Annotated in this window: 17 protein-coding genes and 2 pseudogenes; 16 read left to right on the top strand and 3 right to left on the bottom strand. The window is 69.3% G+C overall.

All coding sequences use genetic code 11. The annotated features are described in order from the left end of the window. Nucleotides 1–39 precede the first annotated feature (39 nt). The 11 genes from pcaH (at nt 40) to AC3EUV_RS30510 (ending at nt 8,636) form a co-directional block, all read left to right on the top strand. Nucleotides 40–828, top strand: coding sequence for a protocatechuate 3,4-dioxygenase subunit beta (gene pcaH, locus AC3EUV_RS30560; protein WP_432144781.1), 789 nt, complete (start codon nt 40–42; stop codon nt 826–828). Then, complete coding sequence (pcaG, locus tag AC3EUV_RS30555; RefSeq protein WP_432144782.1) at nt 828–1,394, top strand: protocatechuate 3,4-dioxygenase subunit alpha; 567 nt, start codon at nt 828–830, stop codon at nt 1,392–1,394. The genes pcaH and pcaG overlap by 1 nt, the downstream gene beginning before the upstream one ends. Next, the gene (pcaB, locus tag AC3EUV_RS30550) at nt 1,381–2,781 is read left to right on the top strand and encodes a 3-carboxy-cis,cis-muconate cycloisomerase (protein ID WP_435604330.1); all 1,401 of its coding nucleotides are present in this window, start codon (nt 1,381–1,383) and stop codon (nt 2,779–2,781) included. Before pcaG ends, pcaB begins: the two co-directional genes overlap by 14 nt. A gap of 195 nt (nt 2,782–2,976) precedes the next feature. Then, nucleotides 2,977–4,164, top strand: coding sequence for a bifunctional 3-oxoadipate enol-lactonase/4-carboxymuconolactone decarboxylase PcaDC (pcaDC, locus tag AC3EUV_RS30545; RefSeq protein ID WP_435604329.1), 1,188 nt, complete (start codon nt 2,977–2,979; stop codon nt 4,162–4,164). Beyond that, nucleotides 4,164–4,442: a hypothetical protein gene (locus AC3EUV_RS30540; protein ID WP_432144785.1), complete on the top strand. Its 279-nt coding sequence runs from the start codon at nt 4,164–4,166 to the stop codon at nt 4,440–4,442. Before pcaDC ends, AC3EUV_RS30540 begins: the two co-directional genes overlap by 1 nt. A 39-nt stretch (nt 4,443–4,481) precedes the next feature. Then, the gene (locus AC3EUV_RS30535) at nt 4,482–5,255 is read left to right on the top strand and encodes an IclR family transcriptional regulator (protein ID WP_432144786.1); all 774 of its coding nucleotides are present in this window, start codon (nt 4,482–4,484) and stop codon (nt 5,253–5,255) included. Between the two features lie 241 nt (nt 5,256–5,496). After that, nucleotides 5,497–5,646, top strand: a complete 150-nt coding sequence (locus AC3EUV_RS30530) for a hypothetical protein (RefSeq protein ID WP_432144787.1) — start codon at nt 5,497–5,499, stop codon at nt 5,644–5,646. A 188-nt stretch (nt 5,647–5,834) separates the two neighbouring features. Next, on the top strand, nt 5,835–6,896 hold the full coding sequence (locus AC3EUV_RS30525) for an aromatic ring-hydroxylating oxygenase subunit alpha (RefSeq protein ID WP_432144788.1): 1,062 nt from the start codon (nt 5,835–5,837) through the stop codon (nt 6,894–6,896). Beyond that, entirely contained in the window at nt 6,893–7,126 is a 234-nt protein-coding gene (locus AC3EUV_RS30520; RefSeq protein WP_432144789.1) for a hypothetical protein, read from the top strand. The genes AC3EUV_RS30525 and AC3EUV_RS30520 overlap by 4 nt, the downstream gene beginning before the upstream one ends. A gap of 30 nt (nt 7,127–7,156) precedes the next feature. Further along, a complete protein-coding gene (locus tag AC3EUV_RS30515) occupies nt 7,157–8,128 on the top strand; it encodes a PDR/VanB family oxidoreductase (protein WP_435604328.1) in 972 nt (323 codons plus the stop codon). 88 nt (nt 8,129–8,216) lie between these two features. Further along, on the top strand, nt 8,217–8,636 hold the full coding sequence (locus AC3EUV_RS30510; RefSeq protein WP_435604327.1) for a hypothetical protein: 420 nt from the start codon (nt 8,217–8,219) through the stop codon (nt 8,634–8,636). 308 nt (nt 8,637–8,944) lie between these two features. Here the strand turns inward: AC3EUV_RS30510 and AC3EUV_RS30505 are convergent, their stop codons facing one another. Both AC3EUV_RS30505 and AC3EUV_RS30500 read right to left on the bottom strand, forming a co-directional pair. After that, the gene (locus AC3EUV_RS30505) at nt 8,945–9,343 is read right to left on the bottom strand and encodes a hypothetical protein (protein WP_435604326.1); all 399 of its coding nucleotides are present in this window, start codon (nt 9,341–9,343) and stop codon (nt 8,945–8,947) included. After that, on the bottom strand, nt 9,340–9,552 hold the full coding sequence (locus AC3EUV_RS30500) for a hypothetical protein (protein WP_435604325.1): 213 nt from the start codon (nt 9,550–9,552) through the stop codon (nt 9,340–9,342). Before AC3EUV_RS30500 ends, AC3EUV_RS30505 begins: the two co-directional genes overlap by 4 nt. A gap of 654 nt (nt 9,553–10,206) precedes the next feature. On the opposite strand from AC3EUV_RS30500, the pseudogene AC3EUV_RS30495 reads away from it, so the two are divergent. From AC3EUV_RS30495 to AC3EUV_RS30475, 5 genes and pseudogenes are all read left to right on the top strand, one after another. Continuing rightward, a pseudogene (locus AC3EUV_RS30495) lies at nt 10,207–10,773 on the top strand (IS701 family transposase); the annotation flags it as partial. A gap of 122 nt (nt 10,774–10,895) precedes the next feature. Continuing rightward, complete coding sequence (locus tag AC3EUV_RS30490; RefSeq protein ID WP_432144799.1) at nt 10,896–10,979, top strand: hypothetical protein; 84 nt, start codon at nt 10,896–10,898, stop codon at nt 10,977–10,979. Between the two features lie 597 nt (nt 10,980–11,576). Next, the gene (locus AC3EUV_RS30485) at nt 11,577–13,724 is read left to right on the top strand and encodes a SpoIIE family protein phosphatase (RefSeq protein ID WP_435604360.1); all 2,148 of its coding nucleotides are present in this window, start codon (nt 11,577–11,579) and stop codon (nt 13,722–13,724) included. 346 nt (nt 13,725–14,070) lie between these two features. Beyond that, on the top strand, nt 14,071–14,931 hold the full coding sequence (locus AC3EUV_RS30480) for a PaaX family transcriptional regulator (RefSeq protein WP_435604324.1): 861 nt from the start codon (nt 14,071–14,073) through the stop codon (nt 14,929–14,931). A gap of 434 nt (nt 14,932–15,365) precedes the next feature. Next, nucleotides 15,366–16,322, top strand: a complete 957-nt coding sequence (locus AC3EUV_RS30475) for an IS481 family transposase (RefSeq protein ID WP_435604359.1) — start codon at nt 15,366–15,368, stop codon at nt 16,320–16,322. A 15-nt stretch (nt 16,323–16,337) separates the two neighbouring features. On the opposite strand, the pseudogene AC3EUV_RS30470 reads toward AC3EUV_RS30475, so the two are convergent. Beyond that, nucleotides 16,338–16,434: pseudogene (locus AC3EUV_RS30470) on the bottom strand (IS5/IS1182 family transposase); the annotation flags it as partial.

Genomic DNA, 16,434 nt, shown 5'->3' with positions numbered 1-16,434 from the left:
CGCGCCCCGCACCCTGCCGGCCACCGAGGAGATCCAGTCATGACCGCAGCCGCCCCCAGCGCGGAGCCCCTGAAACAGGAGCAGATCACCCGCGAGATCGTTGACGAACGAGAGGCGTACGCCAAGCGCGTCGCCGACGGCGCGCCTGTCGAAAACCACCCGAACCGCGACTACGCCCCCTACCGAAGCAGCACGCTGCGCCACCCCAAGCGGCCGCTCGTCGCCCTGCGCGACCCCGAGGCCGTCGAACTGTCCGGCCCGGCCTTCGGTGTCACCGACGTCACCGCCCTCGACCACGACCTGACCCGCCAGCACCAGGGCGAACCGCTCGGCGAGCGCATCAAGGTCACCGGCAGGGTCCTGGACCGCGCCGGACGCCCCGTGCGCGGCCAGCTCGTCGAGGTCTGGCAGGCCAACGCGTCGGGCCGCTACGCCCACCAGCGCGACGACCACCCGGCGCCACTCGACCCCAATTTCACCGGCGTCGGCCGCTGCCTGACCGGCGAGGAGGGCGAATACGAATTCGTCACCGTGAGGCCCGGCGCCTACCCCTGGCGCAACCACCTCAATGCCTGGCGACCTGCGCACATCCATTTCTCGTTCTTCGGGACGGCGTTCACCCAACGGCTGATCACCCAGATGTACTTCCCCGGCGACCCGCTCTTCGCGTACGACCCCATTCTGCAGTCCGTGGCCGACGACGCCGCCCGTCAGCGTCTCGTCGCGGCCTACGACCACGACCTGTCCACCCCCGAATGGTCACTGGGCTACCGCTGGGACATCGTCCTCGACGGCCCGTCCGCCACCTGGATGGAGGAGGGTCGCTGATGCCGTCCCCGCTGCCCACGCCGTCGCAGACCGTCGGCCCCTTCTACGGTTACGCCCTGCCCTTCCCGAAGGGCGAGGAGGTCGCCACCGCCGGACACCCCGACACCATCACCGTGCACGGCCAGGTGTACGACGGCGCCGGCCTACCGGTCCCCGATGCGCTGCTGGAGTTCTGGCAGACCGCCCCCGACGGTTCGCGCCCCGCTGCCTCAGGATCACTGCGCCGCGATCCCGTCACCGGCGGCTATCTGGGACGCAACGGTGTGGACTTCACCGGCTTCGGCCGGGTCGCCACCGACGCGGACGGCCACTACACGCTGCGTGCGCTGCCGCCGGGCGGCGTGCCGTATCTCGCGGTCATCGTCTTCGCACGTGGTCTGACGCGCCACCTCCACACCAGGGCGTATGTGACCGAGGGCGCGAACGACCCCCTGCTCGCCTCCCTGGAACCGCAGCGCCGGGCCACGCTGCTCGCCGCCCCCGAGGGCGAGCGGGTCCACCGTTTCGACATCCGTCTGCAGGACGACGGAACGCATGAGGAGACGGTCTTCCTTGACTTCGACTGACGACGACGGCGGGCTGCTCTGTCCGGGCTGGACGGGATCGGCCGCGGAGCAGGCGACGGGCGACGCCGCGTACGTGCGGGGCATGCTCGACGCGGAGGCGGCGCTGACTCGGGCCCAGGCCACGCTCGGGCTTGCGCCCGAGGGGGCGGCAGCAGCGGTGACCGCGGCCGCTGCCGATACCTCGCGCTACGACGCCCGCGACCTCGCGCTGCGCGCCCGCACCGGTGGAGACCCGGTCATCCCGCTGGTCGCCCACCTCACCGCGGCGGTCGCCGAGCGTGACCCGGACGCGGCCCAATACGTCCACCGCGGCGCGACCAGCCAGGACATCCTCGACACGGCCACGATGCTGGTCGCGGCGCGGGCCCTGGAGCCCGTCGTCGCCGACCTGGACCGTACGGCACAGGCCTTGGCGCGCCTCGCGGCCGAGCACCGCGACACCCCCATGCCCGGCCGTACCCTCACCCAGCACGCCGTCCCCACCACCTTCGGCCTCAAGGCCACGGGCTGGCGCGCCCTGGTCCTCGACGCGCGTGACCGCCTCGCCGCCGTCCGCTCGGCCCTGCCCGCCCAACTCGGCGGCGCGGCCGGCACCCTGGCGGCGTTCCACGCCTTCGCGGAAGCCGACGGCTCACCCGTGGGGCCCGATCTCGGCCTGCGGCTGCTCGCCGCCTATGCCGCCGAGACCCGGCTGGCCGAACCCACGCTGCCCTGGCACACCCTGCGGACACCGGTCGCCGACCTCGGCGGGGCGCTGGCCTTCACCGCCGGGGCGCTCGGCAAGATCGCGGCCGATGTGCTGCTGCTGTCCCGTACGGAGACTGGTGAGGTCGCCGAGGGCCGCGGCGGCGGCTCGTCGGCGATGCCGCACAAGGCCAACCCCGTACGGGCGACCCTCGTCGCGGCCGCCGCCCGGCAGGTGCCCGCGCTCGCCTCCGTCCTGTACGGCTGCCTCGTTACCGAGGACGAGCGCCCCGCGGGTGCCTGGCACGCCGAGTGGCAGCCGCTGCGACAGGCACTGCGGCTGACCGGTGGCGCCGCACGCGACGCTACCGAACTCGCCGAAGGGCTGCGGGTCCACCAGCACCGCATGCGCGAAAACCTCCACGCCACCGACGGCCTGATCGTCTCCGAACACGTTGCCGCAGCCCTCGCCGCCGTCATCGGCCGGGGCGAAGCCAGAGCGGTCATGGAACGGGCTGCCCGCCGCGCTGTCGAAGAGGGCCTCGATCTCGACGCGGCGCTCCAGGAGGAGCCCGACCTCGCCGAAGCCCTTCCCAGGAATCGCCTGCGCGAACTGACAGACCCGGCAGCCTACTTGGGCTCGGCGGGTGCCCTCGTGGACCGTGCGCTGCGGGCTCCCGGCAGCGAGGGGTTTGCTCCATGACCGCGTCTGATCGCCGCCGTCTGCGAGGGATCCGCCGCTCGGGGTGCCCGTTCGCAGCCGACGTCCGGCCCGGTGGATTGCGTCGATCAGGAGTGCCGGCCTGTCCTGGGATGGCCGGCGCTTGCCCTCGTCGTGGCGGGATTCCCCGTCCCGGACGGGCCCCGTGGCACCGCACCACCAGTTCGAGGAGACCGCATGATCACCCCTGGCCCTGCGCAGCGGCTGCTGCATCACCGCGAGGACGGGCCGGACTCCGCGCCGCCGCTGATCCTCGGGCCGTCGCTCGGCACCTCGCTGGCTGTGTGGGAGCCCCAGGTCCCCAGCCTCGCCCAGAGCCACCGGGTCATCCGCTGGGACCTGCCCGGGCACGGCGGTTCACCCGCCGGCCTGCTCACGGACACCGAAGGCGGCGCGGCCACCGTCGGCGGCATCGCGCGGCTGGTGCTCCAACTCGCCGACGCGCTGGGCATCGACCGTTTCGCGTACGCCGGGATCTCCCTCGGCGGTGCCGTCGGCGCTCATCTCGCCGCGCACAACCCCGAGCGGATAGAGTCGCTGGCCCTCCTCTGCTCCTCGGCGCGTTTCGGCGAGCCGCAGGGCTGGCACGAGCGGGCGGCGCTCGTCCGCGCCAAGGGCACCGACCCGGTCGCGGACACGGCAGCCACCCGTTGGTTCACCCCCGAATTCGCGGCCGACCCAGCCGCCGAGGCACTGGTGGCCGACATGCGGGCCGCCGACCCGGAGGCGCACGCCGTCTGCTGTGACGCGCTGGCCGCGTTCGATCTGCGCGCCGAGCTGCCGCGCATCATCGCGCCCACCCTCATCGTCGCGGGCCGTCTGGACATGGCGGTGCCGGTTGGCCAGGCCCGCGAACTCGCCGACCGCATACCCGACGCGAGCCTGATGGAGGTGGCGCACGCCGCTCACCTGGCGAGCGTCGAACGCCCGGCGCCCGTCCTGGCCGCCCTTCTCTGCCACCTCGCCGAAAACGGGGAGAGCCAAGGCGCGGAAGCCTCCCAGCCGTCCGCCGCTATGGCCGTGCGCCGTGCCGTCCTCGGTGACGCGCATGTCGACGGAGCCATCGCCGCGACCACCCCCTTCACCTCCGTCTTCCAGGACTTCATCACTCGCTACGCGTGGGGCGAGATCTGGACCCGGCCCGGCCTGAGCCGGAAGACCCGCAGCTGCATCACCCTCACCGCGCTGGTGGCCCACGGGCACCACGAAGAGCTGGCCATGCACATACGCGCCGCGCTGCGCAACGGCCTCACCCCCGACGAGATCCAGGAAGTCCTGCTCCAGTCGGCGATTTACTGCGGTGTCCCCGCGGCGAACGCCGCGTTCGCCATCGCCAACCGAATCCTCGAAGAAGAGGTGCACTGATGCACACCACCGTCGGCATCATCGGCGGCGGCCCCGGCAGTTCGGTGACAGCGGGCCGGACCCGGAGTTCGACCGCAAGGCGGTCGAGTGGATATCCGGCGGCGACATCGAGAAATGCCTCGGTGAGCCTGGAAAGCCTGTACCTGCCGGGCAAGGCCACCTTCACCCTCTTCATCGCACTGTTCGAAGAGGACTACGATGAACCTCTCGGCTTCCAGCAGGAATACGCCCGACGCCTTGCGCACGCCACGATGCCCTACCCCGACATCACCGTCTGAACAGCGTTGGCCCAGCGAACGGTAAGCACAGGAGCCTCGGTGAAACAGCCTGTTGTACGGTCCGGTTCCGGCACCGGGCCCGTGTTGAGCCGGGCCCTGCAGATCCTCGGCGCCTTCCGCGCGGACTGCACGGAGATGACGTTGAGCGAGCTGTCCCGGCGGTCCGGGCTGCCGGTCTCGACCGTGCACCGCATGCTCGGCGAGCTCCTTGCCTGGGGAGCCCTGGAGCGCGACGCTAACGGCTGCTACCGCGTCGGCCTGCGACTGTGGGAGGTCGGCTCGTTGGCACCGCGCGGGCAGGGGCTGCGGGAACGGGCGCTGCCATTCCTCGAGGACCTCTCGCAGATCACCCGCGAGAACGTGCAACTCGCGGTGCGGGAAGGGAGAGAACTCGTCTTCGTGGAGCGCATCGCAGGCTCCGGTGCGGTTCCCGTCCTGACCCGGGTCGGTGGGCGCTTCGCGCTGACCGCCACCGGCGTCGGTCTCGTCCTGCTCGCCCACGCTCCCACCGAGACGCAGGACACGGTGCTCGACGGCCCGTTTGAGCGCTTCACCCCGCACACGGTCACCGACCCTCATACGTTGCGGCGCATGCTGGCCGAGGCACGCACCAATGGCTATGCGGTGAGCGACCGCCAGGTCACGACGGACTCCCTGTCGGTTGCCGCGCCGGTGCGCGGCGGCGACGGTGCGGTGATCGCAGCGGTCTCACTGGTGGTACGCCATGGCAGCACCTCCCCGCACGCGCTGGCCCCGCTGATCTGCACCAGCGCCCGGACAATCTCCCGCGCCATGGCCGCGCCGCGTATCTGAACCACGCTCTCGCTCCGGCCTGCCGCGCGCGGCCGGCAGTTCGGGAATGTTTCCCGGCATCCGGAAGGGCCCCTGGTGACCCGCCGACCACCGCACGATGGTCGTACTGTCGATGCCCAAGCCCCGGCCCGCCCGGGACGCACCCGCCTGGTAGCGCCGGGTGTCGACGGCCACCACGCAGTCGACAACGGAGTGCTGCCATGGTTATGCCGCTCTCTTCCCCTACACCAGGAACCGTCCGGTGAACGGCTCCCTGCGCGCCGCGCTCGACGAAGGGCCGATGAGCCGGCTCCAGTGGGGCGGGATCGCGGTGTGTGTCCTGTTCAACGTGCTCGACGGCTTCGAGGTGCTTGTCATGGCCTTCACTGGCAAAGCCATGTCGCCGGAGTGATAGCTCAGCTCCTCCCAACGGTGGCTGCTGCTCAGCGCGATCTTCGTCGCCTCCGCGGCCCTTCTTCTGCTGCTGTGGCCCGCCGCGGCACCGGGCACGGCGCCTGCCACCGCGGCCCCGGCCGCCGGGGCCGCGCCGAGCTGACCCACCTCTATGCCCCACACCCACACCTACAAGGAGAGACGATCATGACTGCTTTCGTACGCGACCAGTGGTACGTCGCCGCCTACGGCCGCGAGGTCGGGCGTGCACTGCTCGGCCGCACTGTGCTGGATGAGCCGGTCCTGCTGTACCGCACCGAGGATGGGCGTGCTGTGGCGATGTCCGACCGCTGTGTGCACCGCCGCTTCCCGCTGTCGCAAGCGCCGAGCCGGCTGGACGGCGACCGGGTGGTGTGCGGCTACCACGGTTTCACCTACGGCACCGACGGCGGCTGCGTGTCCGTGCCCGGACAGCAGCGCATCCCGCGTACCGCGCGGCTGCAGACCTACTCGGTGGTCGAGCAGGACTCCTTCGTGTGGGTGTGGATCGGCGACCGCGAGCCGGGCGCCACCCTGCCGCCCCGGGCCCCGTGGATGGACTCGCCCGACTACACCGTCGTGTCCGGCATGGAGCCGATCGACGCCAACTACGGTCTGCTCGTCGACAACCTCATGGACCTCTCCCACGAGACGTACCTGCACGGCGGCTACATCGGCACTCCTGAGGTAGCGGAGACCCCGATCACCACGGAGGTCGACGACACCGCGGGTGTCGTGTACGTCAGTCGGCACATGAACGACGCGGAGTGCCCACCGTTCTACGCCAAGTCCACCGGCATCGAGGGGCGCATCAGCCGCTGGCAGGACATCGAGTACCACGCTCCGGGCCTGTACCTCCTGCACTCCCGCATCGCCCCCGCCGGTGCACCTGGACCTAACGCGGACGGCAGCGACCCGCACGCCTTCCATGTGGAGGTCGTCTACGGCATCACCCCCTCCACGGAGAAGACCACGTACGACTTCTGGGCCGTCGCCCGGGACTTCGCCCTCGGCGACCAGACGGTCACCGAATTCCTGCGTACCAACAACCACACGGTGGTCATGCAGGACGTCATGGCCCTCCACGTGCTGCAGAAGTCCCTGGACACCGAGGAGGCCGGCTACCAGGAGCTGAGCATCAACATCGACACCGGCAGCCTCGCCGCCCGCCGCATCCTCGCCCGCCTGGCGCAGTCCGGTGCCGAGCAGCCGGCGGCGACGGTCCGATGAACCCGCATCACCCCGCCGTCCTGACGGGCGACGACGTCTACCGCATCCACTGGGTGCTCGGCACCGACCGGCTGCTGGCCGTCTGCCACTGCGGAGCAGAGCGGGAGTTCGAGGAGCCGGTGGAGTTGTGGGACTGGCTGCTGGGCCACCCCGCGAACCACCGCCCCGGCCCGGCACCCAAGTCCGCTCCCGCACCCGTCCCTCACCCTGTGCATGCTGCCTTCACCTGAAGCGGCCCGAGGCCCGGAAAGAGAACCACCATGACCCCCACGAGCCCTCCGCGCACCGAGGTCGAACTCGACCTGACCCTGGCACGCAAGGAACCCCTCGCCGACGGCGTCGTCCGGCTCACCTTCTCCCACCCCGCGGGCGAGCGGCTGCCCGCATGGCGCCCGGGCGCCCACATCGACCTGGTACTCGGCCCGGACCGGGTTCGCCAGTACTCGCTGTGCGGCGACCCGGGGGACACCTCCGTCCTCCAAGTGGCTGTGCTGCGCGAGGCATCGGGCCGCGGCGGCTCCCTCCACGTGCACGACGAGCTGGCCGAGGGCGACACGGTCCGAGTGCGCGGCCCCCGGAACCACTTCCAGCTGGTCGGCTCCCCCCGCTACCTGTTCATCGTCGGCGGCATCGGCATTACGCCCATCCTGCCAATGGTGGCGGAGGCCGAGCGGCGGGGCGCCGACTGGCAGCTGGTGTACGGCGGACGCAGCCGCGCCAGCATGGCCTTCTGTGAGCATCTGGAGGCAGCGTATGGAGAACGGGTGCTCATCCGCCCGCAGGAGGCCCACGGTCTGCTGGACCTGGACGGGCTACTGGCCGCCCCCCAGCCGGGCACACTGGTCTACTGCTGCGGCCCGGAAGGCTTGCTGACGGCCGTCGAACAGCGCTGCGCCAGCTGGCCGCCTGGTGCGCTCCACGTCGAGCGATTCGCCCCCAAGGAGCGCGTCCCGCACGGTCGGGACGACGCCTTCGAAGCCGAACTGGCCCACAGCGGCATCACGGTGACCGTACCGCCGGGCAAGACTGTCCTCCAGGCGGTGGAGGAAGCCGGTGTCCAGGTTCTCTCCTCCTGTCAGGAGGGCACCTGCGGCACGTGCGAGACTGCGGTCCTCGACGGCGTGGTGGACCACCGCGACTCCCTGCTCACCCCGGAGGAACAGGCGGCGCACGACACCATGTTCATCTGTGTGTCGCGCGCCGCCTGCCCCCGCCTCGTCCTCGACCTGTGACACGCAGCGCTTGCCGAGGCGAGATGCGGGCCGGTGGTGACGCGGATCGGGATTCTTCCTGCCTTCCTCCGCATCCTCGGGATCACCCATGCAGCTCTGCCTCGCCGTCATTGCCGCCGGCATCGCTCTGCGTCAGATCAACCGGCTCCGCTTCGCGCGCCGCCGTCCCCGCACTGCCGGCGCCGCCCAGCTCATAGCCCCCCAGCGCGCCCGCGCGAACGACTGGACCCCCACCGCTCTACTGGCTGGCCAGTGGGCGCAGATCACGGGCTGGTGGATGCTCGCTGCGGCGACCTGGCTCCCCTACGGCGACCTGCAACAATACGCCCACTCCACCCACCCGCGCGTGCGCTGGAACTACCTGCCCGCCCTCCAACAGCACCTGGCTGCACTGCACTTCACTCCCGACGGTCTGCTCCTGGGCCCCGGCTCCGTCGCCCGCCGGCACCTCGCCGCGCTCCAGGCCGCCGCCCCCGCGTCGGTTCCGCGGCCCGCACGGGCCGCCTGACCCCACAACGGAGGCTGCCCGGACCTGAAGATCAGATCCGGGCAGCCTTTTGCGTTCGAGGGGATGGTCGGCTGGCGTCCAGAGGGGAGAACAGCTCCAAGATCCGCGCGGTGCCTCTACGCACCTCGCCGCCAAGGCGTCGAGATGAGCGTTGCCCCTCAGTGAATCCGTCGCGCGCCTCATGACGCAGCACCGCTGCGCGCTCGATGACGGCAGCGGTGTTCCAGGCGGTCTGGGCATGGAACGCGCGGGCCCGAGCCTGGGCTGGCCGGCTGCGATGCTGTCTCCAGCCGCAGACCACTGGCCCGTCAGTGGAAGCCCAGCATTCCGGGTGAGTCGATGTCGACGGTGACCACGCCGGGCGGATAGGCGTCCTCGGTGCCGGTCAGCAGGAACGCCATACCGGTGAACTCAGGGCGCGGCAGTGCACAGTACGGGGCGTGGCAGGTATCCGGACCGCCATAGCCGTCGAGGATCATGGTGCCCACGCTGACGGCAGCCATCGTGTCGAGGCTGTCGACAACCACGGAGGAGAAGGCGAGGACACGCTGAGAGAGGTTCTCTTCACCGGCTTCGGCCTGCGTCAGGCACAGGGCGGGGATGCTGAGGCACTCGCCGGGCGTCTTGGCCATGTTGCCTGCCAGGAGGCTCAGCGTCTTGTGGCCGCCGGCGAGCGCCCTGACGGCACTGGTGTCCAGGATGATCACGCCGCGGTGCCTCTGTCAGCCCGGACCTTCTCGGCAGCGATCTTGTAGATGTTGGCGAGCACGTCGGGTGCCTGCTCGAACTCCTTGTCGCGGATGTCCACCCCCATCATGCGGCGTACGACCTCCCGGTCGGCAGCCAGCCGCTCGGCCCGCTGTGCCGCAGTCGGCTGCTCCGCGGCAAGCGCTTCGACCAGCTGGCCGATGCTCACACCACGCTCCTTGGCCAGCTCGGCAAGGTGATCACGGGTCTCCCGCTCACCTGAATCGTCATCGAAGCCATAGCATTGCTATAGGCCCACTACAGCCCTGCGTCGGCCGTGTCGGCAACTGCCCTCCCCCGGCTGAGCAGGACCTGGGGCTTGAGACTGGGAAGCCCACACGTTGGCGTATCGCCTATTCCTCCGCGGCATGGCCCTGATGTGACCGTGAGTGATCATTATGGGCGTGCCGGTTCCGGGTGCGCGGTTCCACGAGACACTGAGTGCTGTATGCGGTCTCGGAGGGGCAGTCGCGGGGGCGATTGCCGGAGTGTATGGCCCTGTCCTACTGGAGAGACTCCGTAACAACATTCAGCAAGGCAGCGATGCCCATACGGCAGTAGCGAAGGCGCGGCAGGCCGGGCATGCATGGCTTCGGGTGGTGCATCGCGCCATTCAGGGTCTCCTGGCTGGCAGAGCTGTCGATGTCACTGATGTCGACCAGGCCACCGAGATGGCGATGGACGTGGTCACCGCGGCGGTGACCGGTCTCGCACGTCCTGGTGTCGAGCTTCGCGCGTCCGAGAGACCCAGTACGGCTTTGCGTACTTGCCGGGTGATCTCCCGCATCTTCCCAACGACGGGACCGCTCCAATCTCCGATGCCGGACGGCATAAGGGCACGGTCTCGGCCGGAGTGCAGCGCCGGTACTCCGGTACCGCCGGCCGCACCGAGAACTGCCAGATCGGCGTCTTCGCCGCCTACGCCTCATCCAACGGCCGGGCACTGGTGGACCGGGAGCTGTATCTGCCCAAGTCCTGGATGCCCGACCGGGATTGCTGCCGGGCGGCACGGATCCCCGACGAGCGGGAGTTCGCCACCAAGGGCGACCTGGCCAAGGCCATGGTGATGCGGGCACTGGCCTCACCGCTGCCCATCGCCTGGGTGACCGCGGACTCCGCCTACGGCCAGGAACGGCGGCTGCGCCGCATGGTGGAGGAGGCCGGCGTCGGCTACATCCTGGACGTGCCGAAGTCCCAGCACGTCCACGCCCTGGGCCGCATCGACTTCGCCATCGCCCAGGCACCCGACAACGCCTGGGAGCGCCACTCCTGCGGCAACGGCGCGAAAGGCCCGCGCGTCTACGACTGGGCTGCGGCCCAACTGCCCGCCATCGACGACTCCGACGGCGATCAGCCCACCCACCAACGCTGGGTCCTGACCCGCCGGTCAAGCTGTCTGCTGAGGAGTTCGCCGAGTTGTCGCGCTGGGCGAGGCGGGCGAAAACCGCTCAGTTCCTGGCGCTGCGGGCGAAGATTGCGCTGCGGTGTGCCGAGGGCGGGGCGAACAAGCAGGTGGCGGCTGAACTCGGAGTGGGCGAGCAGTCGGTGAACCGCTGGCGGGCCCGGTTCATCGAGCGGCGGCTGGACGGGCTGTGAGGGTGCAGCCGAATGGGTGCCGGAGTCAACTTCCAACTCTCCAGCATGAACGGCGTTTTCCAAACTTCCAGGCGATCAGCGCGCTGATCCGCGCCTTCGCGGTTCTCTCGCCAAACCGCTCACCGGCCTCGTACTGAATCCAATCGGTGAAACCGCTGACGCCCTGTGGTAAGCCAGTCCTGGGCGTCAACAAACGCCCGATTGCCAGGCGTCTGTGAGCGCGTTCACGATTTCCCAGACAGACATGATCGGGGCACCGAGCTGCTCGCTACCCGAAATTCTACTATAAAATCGTAAGTGGCGGCCTGCGTGAAATGAGCACACATCGTGGTATCACGAGATAGTCAGGGGAATGGGGTCTGTGGCGACCTTCCCCTCCCTGAAGTCGCGGTTATCGAGCTTGACGAGCGGGGAGTCATCAGCGGGTGGCGGCTCGGCTCCGAGCGCCTGCTCGGGTACACGGCTGCAGAGGCGGTGGGGCGTCCTGCCGCGGATCTCTTCGAGGGGTTGCCTGACATTTCGTTGTCCGGCGGGGCGGCAGTGACCCGGTGGCGTCGTCCTGTCACGGCGAGGCACCGGGAAGGACATACGGTGCCGATGGTCGTGGCGGCAGCGCCGTTGGGCGGGGAGCAGGTCCGGTGGGTGCTCACCGGCGCAGTAATGGTGGAGGCGGGTGAACCAGATGCTCTGGACCTGCTGGTATGGGCTGCTCAGCAGGGACCCTTCGCGCTGGTGATCCATGACGCGGAGCTGCGGTATGTCTGGGTCAGCGAGGAGTGGCGTCGTCTGTTTGACCTGCCTGGAGACGATCAGGTGCTGGGACGCCACTTTAGAGAGGTACGTCCAGAGCTGTTCTACACCGAGGCCGAGAGCGGGATGCGTCAGGTACTGGCGAGCGGGCAACCGCAGCTGCGCGAGGTTCGAACGGTTGTGCCAGGCCAGGCCTCGGATCGTGCCTGGGCGATCTCCTTCTCGCCGTTGAAGGACGCGAGGGGAGTCGTGCACGCCGTGTGCGTCACGGCCGTCGAGACCACCGAGCGGTACTGGGCGCGCAGGTGGCTGTCGATGCTGAGCGAGGCGGGCACGCGCGTCGGGACCTCGCTGGACATAATCAAGACCGCGACCGAGCTCGCGGAGATGGTCATCCCCAGGTTTGCTGACATAGCCACGGTCGACTTGCTCGATTCGGTATTCCGTGGCGATGAGCCGACGGTAGAGCTCGCGCCCGGGGCGGTCGCGTTGCGCCGGGTTGCCCATCGGGCGAACTCCCCGGGCATCCCCATGGGCGCTGAGCTCGGCGAGACGCAGTCCTATCCCGACTACTCGCCGCCGGCACGCTGCATCGCTGGTGGACGGGGCCTGCTCAGCGCCGAGGACGACCCCGGCTTCATCAAATGGATCAAGCTCAGCCCGTACCGGACCGCCGCGCTGGTGAGTTATGGGATGCGATCGATAGTCGCGGTACCGCTGCAGGCGCGAGGCACGATCCTCGGCGTGCTGATGTGCGGCCGCAGCCGCCCCGAGGCTTTCACGGAGGGCCATCTCCAAGTGGCGGAAGAGCTCGCCGCCCGGGCGGCTCTCTCCCTGGACAACGCCCGCCGTTACACCCGTGAACGCACCACCGCTATCGCGTTGCAGCGCAGCCTGCTGCCGCGCAGGCCCCCCAAAGGGATCACGGTGGACGTCGCTACACGATACTTGCCACACCTGCCGGCCGACTTCCGGATGTGCGTGGGCGGCGACTGGTTCGATGTCATCCCGCTGTCGGGGGCGCGGGTCGCCCTGGTGGTCGGCGATGTGATCGGACATGGCATACGTGCCTCGGCAACCATGGCCCGGTTGCGTGGGGCCGTGCGCACCCTCGCGGACGTCGATCTGCCGCCGGACGAAGTGCTCACCCACCTCGATGACCTCGTCATCCAGTTGTCCGCCGAGTCGGGCGACGAGACAGGCGCCGACGAGGACGCCGAAGGCGTGGGCGCGACCTGCTTGTACGCGGTATACGACCCGGTCCGGCGACAGTGCACGATGGCTACCGCTGGCCATCCGCCGCCTGTCGTGGTATTGCCCGACGGCACGGCCTCCACTCCTGACCTGTTGGCCGGTCCGCCCCTCGGAGTGGGGGGACTGCCCTTTGAGTACGCCGAGGTCAATGTCCCGGAGGGGAGCATGCTGGTGCTCTTCACAGACGGGCTCATTCAATCCCGCACACGCGACGCGGATGCCCGCCTCGGTGAACTGTGCCGTGCCCTGACCCTGCCCGCTCCCACGCTGGAAGCCCTGTGTGACGTGGTGCTCAAGGCGATGCTCGTCGAGCTGCCCGCTGACGATGTGGCCCTCCTGATCGCCCGGACTCGCGCTCTGGACCCCAGCCAGGTCGCCACCTGGGACGTCCCCGCGGACCCTGCTGCGGTCGCGACCGCCCGCGAGAACGTGCTTTTGTGTCTGGCCGAGTGGCGGCTGGAGGAGCTCGCGTTCGGCACCGAACTGATTGTCAGCGAACTGGTGACAAACGCGATCCGCTACGGTCGGCCGCCGATCCAGCTCCGGCTGATCCGGAGCAGCGCACTGATCTGTGAGGTCTCCGACACCAGCGATACTGCGCCGCACCTGCGCCGTGCCCACGTCTTCGACGAGGGTGGACGCGGCCTGTTCCTAGTGGCCCAGCTCTCCCAGCGATGGGGAAGCAGGCACACACCGCAAGGCAAGACCATCTGGTGCGAACAGAACTGCGGCACCAGCTGAGCGGTAAAGCGGTGGAGGGCCGACGCCCGGCTGGCAAGTAGCCGACAGAGCACCGTAGGACTGCCCCATTTGGCATCGGGAGTGGAGGGTTGTAGCCGAAGCCAGCCCATCCGTCCAGCTCGGAGCATGAGATGTGCCGGAACGGGCGCTCCAGGCACTCGGAGCCGCCTCGATGCCGCTGGGGCTGCTGGATAGGCATGTGGGACCCTTTGGACGGGTGCTCAGCGTTGCGTGAGGCGAACTTGTGCGTCTGATTGACTCGTCAACTATCTGCACAACATTGCTTTTCAGGCGGGCATGCTCGACCGGGCCTGCCCCGGCTCGGGAACCACTCGGAGACGTCACTTTGAACGACACGCCACAGCCGCCCGTCGCCGCGAATGGCCAGTCCCTGCGCCCGCAGTCGCTGATGTTCGGCTTTCTCGGGAGCTGCGTCCTCGGACAGAACATCTGCGTCTTCTCGGGCAGCATCATCGACGTCTTCGCCCGCCACGGCGTGTCCGAACAGGCAACCCGCTCGACCCTCACCCGCATGGTCAACCGCCAACTTCTCCGGCGCCAGCGCCACGGCCGCCGGATGTACTTCGGCCTCAGCCCACGCTCCAGGGAGATCCTTGAGGACGGGAAAGAACGGATCTGGAAGATGGGAGCGGTCAACGAGAGCTGGGACGGCACCTGGACCCTGCTCGGCTTCTCACTCCCCGAGTCCTGGCAGCGCCAGCGCCACGACCTGCGGTCGAAACTGGTGTGGGCGGGCTTTGGGCCGGTGCTCAGCGGGCTGTGGATCGCTCCCGGCGAGGTGGACGTTCACGAGATCGTCGCGGAACTGGGCCTGGAGGCGCACGTCAAGGTCTTCCGCGCGCAGGCGTATCCCGGTACGGACATCGAGGAGATGCTCAGGGACGCCTACGACCTGGAGGAACTGGCCGCCCAGTACCGGGCCTTCCATGACGAATGGGCGAGTCTGGCCAGCACGTCCTCGCCGGGTGAACCCGCGGATTCGCTCGTGCTGCAGCTCCGACTCGAGACCCAATGGCTCCGGATCATCAGAACCGATCCGCGGCTACCCGTGCAGCACCTGCCCGAAGACTGGCCCGCCGGGCCCGCGCAGCGGGTGTTCCACCAGGTCCACGACAAGGTCTCGGGCCCGGCCCGGGAAATGGCGGACCGCATGCTCGACACCGTGCCCGACGAGACGGCGAGCTGACGGACGGCGGGCACACCCTCCCGGCCTCACGCCGCCGTCGCGCGGCCCTCGCCTTACGCGGCTCCAGGCGGCTCACCCTTCCGCGGCCGGTCCTCCATGACCGGCCGCCCCTCGGTAGGCTGCGGCTCCGGCGGGCGGGCCGCGGGCGCCGGCGACTGAGCGACACGGGCAGCGATCCCGGTCGCCCGTCCAGGCTCATGTAGTCGACGAGGAGGTACCCGGCCAGGAGGCGAGCAACGGCTCGATCACCGCCCACGACTCATCAGTCAGCTCATGACGACGCACCACGAACAGTCCAACGATCCAACGACTTTGCGGACACGACCTAGGTGTATTGATCACGAGCGTTGTTGACAGCCGGCTGGGTTTGATCAATGGCGAAGACCTCCGGTGTGGTGGAGGTGTCTAGGCTTCACCGCACAACGGAGGTCTTCGTGTCCCACCGTAATGCCCGGTTGACTGTTCACGGCAGGAGGCTGCTGGTCGACCGAGTTCGGTCCGGTCGCCCCGTGGCCCATGTGGCAGCCGAGATGGGAATCTCACGCACCACAGCTCACAAGTGGGTCCGGCGGTTCGTGGCTGAAGGCGATGCGGGACTGCACGACCGTGCCAGCTGTCCGCACAGGACCCCGCACCGCACCTCGGCAGCAGATGAAGCGTGTGTGTGCCACCTACGTACAAGCCACAAGCTCGGACCCGCCCGCATCGGGCCGATCCTGGGGATGCCCGCCTCCACCGTTCACCGTGTCCTGACCCGCCACGGTCTGGGCCGCCTGGCCTTCCTCGACCGGCCCACCGGGCAGGTCATCCGCCGCTTTGAGCGCGACCGCCCCGGCGAGCTGGTCCACGTGGACGTGAAGAAACTCGGCCGGATCCCCGACGGCGGCGGCCACAAAGTCCTCGGCCGCCAAGCCGGCCGCGCCACCCGCAGCAGCATGGGCTTCGACTACGTCCACTCCGCCGTCGACGACCACACCCGCCTCGCCTACAGCGAGGTCCACGGCGACGAGAAGGCCGCCACCTGCGCGGCCTTCCTCGACAGGGCAGCCACGTTCTTCCAGAACGTGGGCATCGACCGCATTGAACGCGTCCTGACCGACAACGCCTGGCCCTACCCCAAGAGCTTCGCCTGGCGCGACGCTCTGGCCCGTCTCGGCGCCACCGGCAAGCTCACCCGCGCCTACAGGCCGCAGACCAACGGCAAGGTCGAACGCTTCCACCGCACCCTGCTCGACGAATGGGCTTATCAGCGTCCCTACACCAGCAACGACGAACGCACCGCCGCCCTGGACGCCTTCCTGCACATCTACAACCATCACCGATGCCACACCGCACTCGGAGGCCAACCCCCGATCAGCCGCGTGAACAACCCTGCGGGTCAATACACCTAGGCGCTGTTTCTCGGATCATGTTCGGAGCCAGATCATGAGGGTCGCGACCGTGACGGTTCCGAGGTAGACGTAGGCGCGTTTCTCGTAGCGGGTGGCGACAGCCCGGAAGCTC

The sequence above is a fragment of the Streptomyces sp. bgisy130 genome (assembly GCF_057708345.1).
This window is presented reverse-complemented; position numbering and strand designations above follow the sequence as displayed.

Coding starts and splice junctions, on each gene's coding strand:
- pcaH (WP_432144781.1), top strand. CDS start 40: ATGACCGCAGCCGCCCCCAGCGCGGAGCCCCTGAAACAGGAGCAGATC.
- pcaG (WP_432144782.1), top strand. CDS start 828: ATGCCGTCCCCGCTGCCCACGCCGTCGCAGACCGTCGGCCCCTTCTAC.
- pcaDC (WP_435604329.1), top strand. CDS start 2,977: ATGATCACCCCTGGCCCTGCGCAGCGGCTGCTGCATCACCGCGAGGAC.
- AC3EUV_RS30540 (WP_432144785.1), top strand. CDS start 4,164: ATGCACACCACCGTCGGCATCATCGGCGGCGGCCCCGGCAGTTCGGTG.
- AC3EUV_RS30525 (WP_432144788.1), top strand. CDS start 5,835: ATGACTGCTTTCGTACGCGACCAGTGGTACGTCGCCGCCTACGGCCGC.
- AC3EUV_RS30520 (WP_432144789.1), top strand. CDS start 6,893: ATGAACCCGCATCACCCCGCCGTCCTGACGGGCGACGACGTCTACCGC.
- AC3EUV_RS30515 (WP_435604328.1), top strand. CDS start 7,157: ATGACCCCCACGAGCCCTCCGCGCACCGAGGTCGAACTCGACCTGACC.
- AC3EUV_RS30510 (WP_435604327.1), top strand. CDS start 8,217: ATGCAGCTCTGCCTCGCCGTCATTGCCGCCGGCATCGCTCTGCGTCAG.
- AC3EUV_RS30485 (WP_435604360.1), top strand. CDS start 11,577: ATGGTCGTGGCGGCAGCGCCGTTGGGCGGGGAGCAGGTCCGGTGGGTG.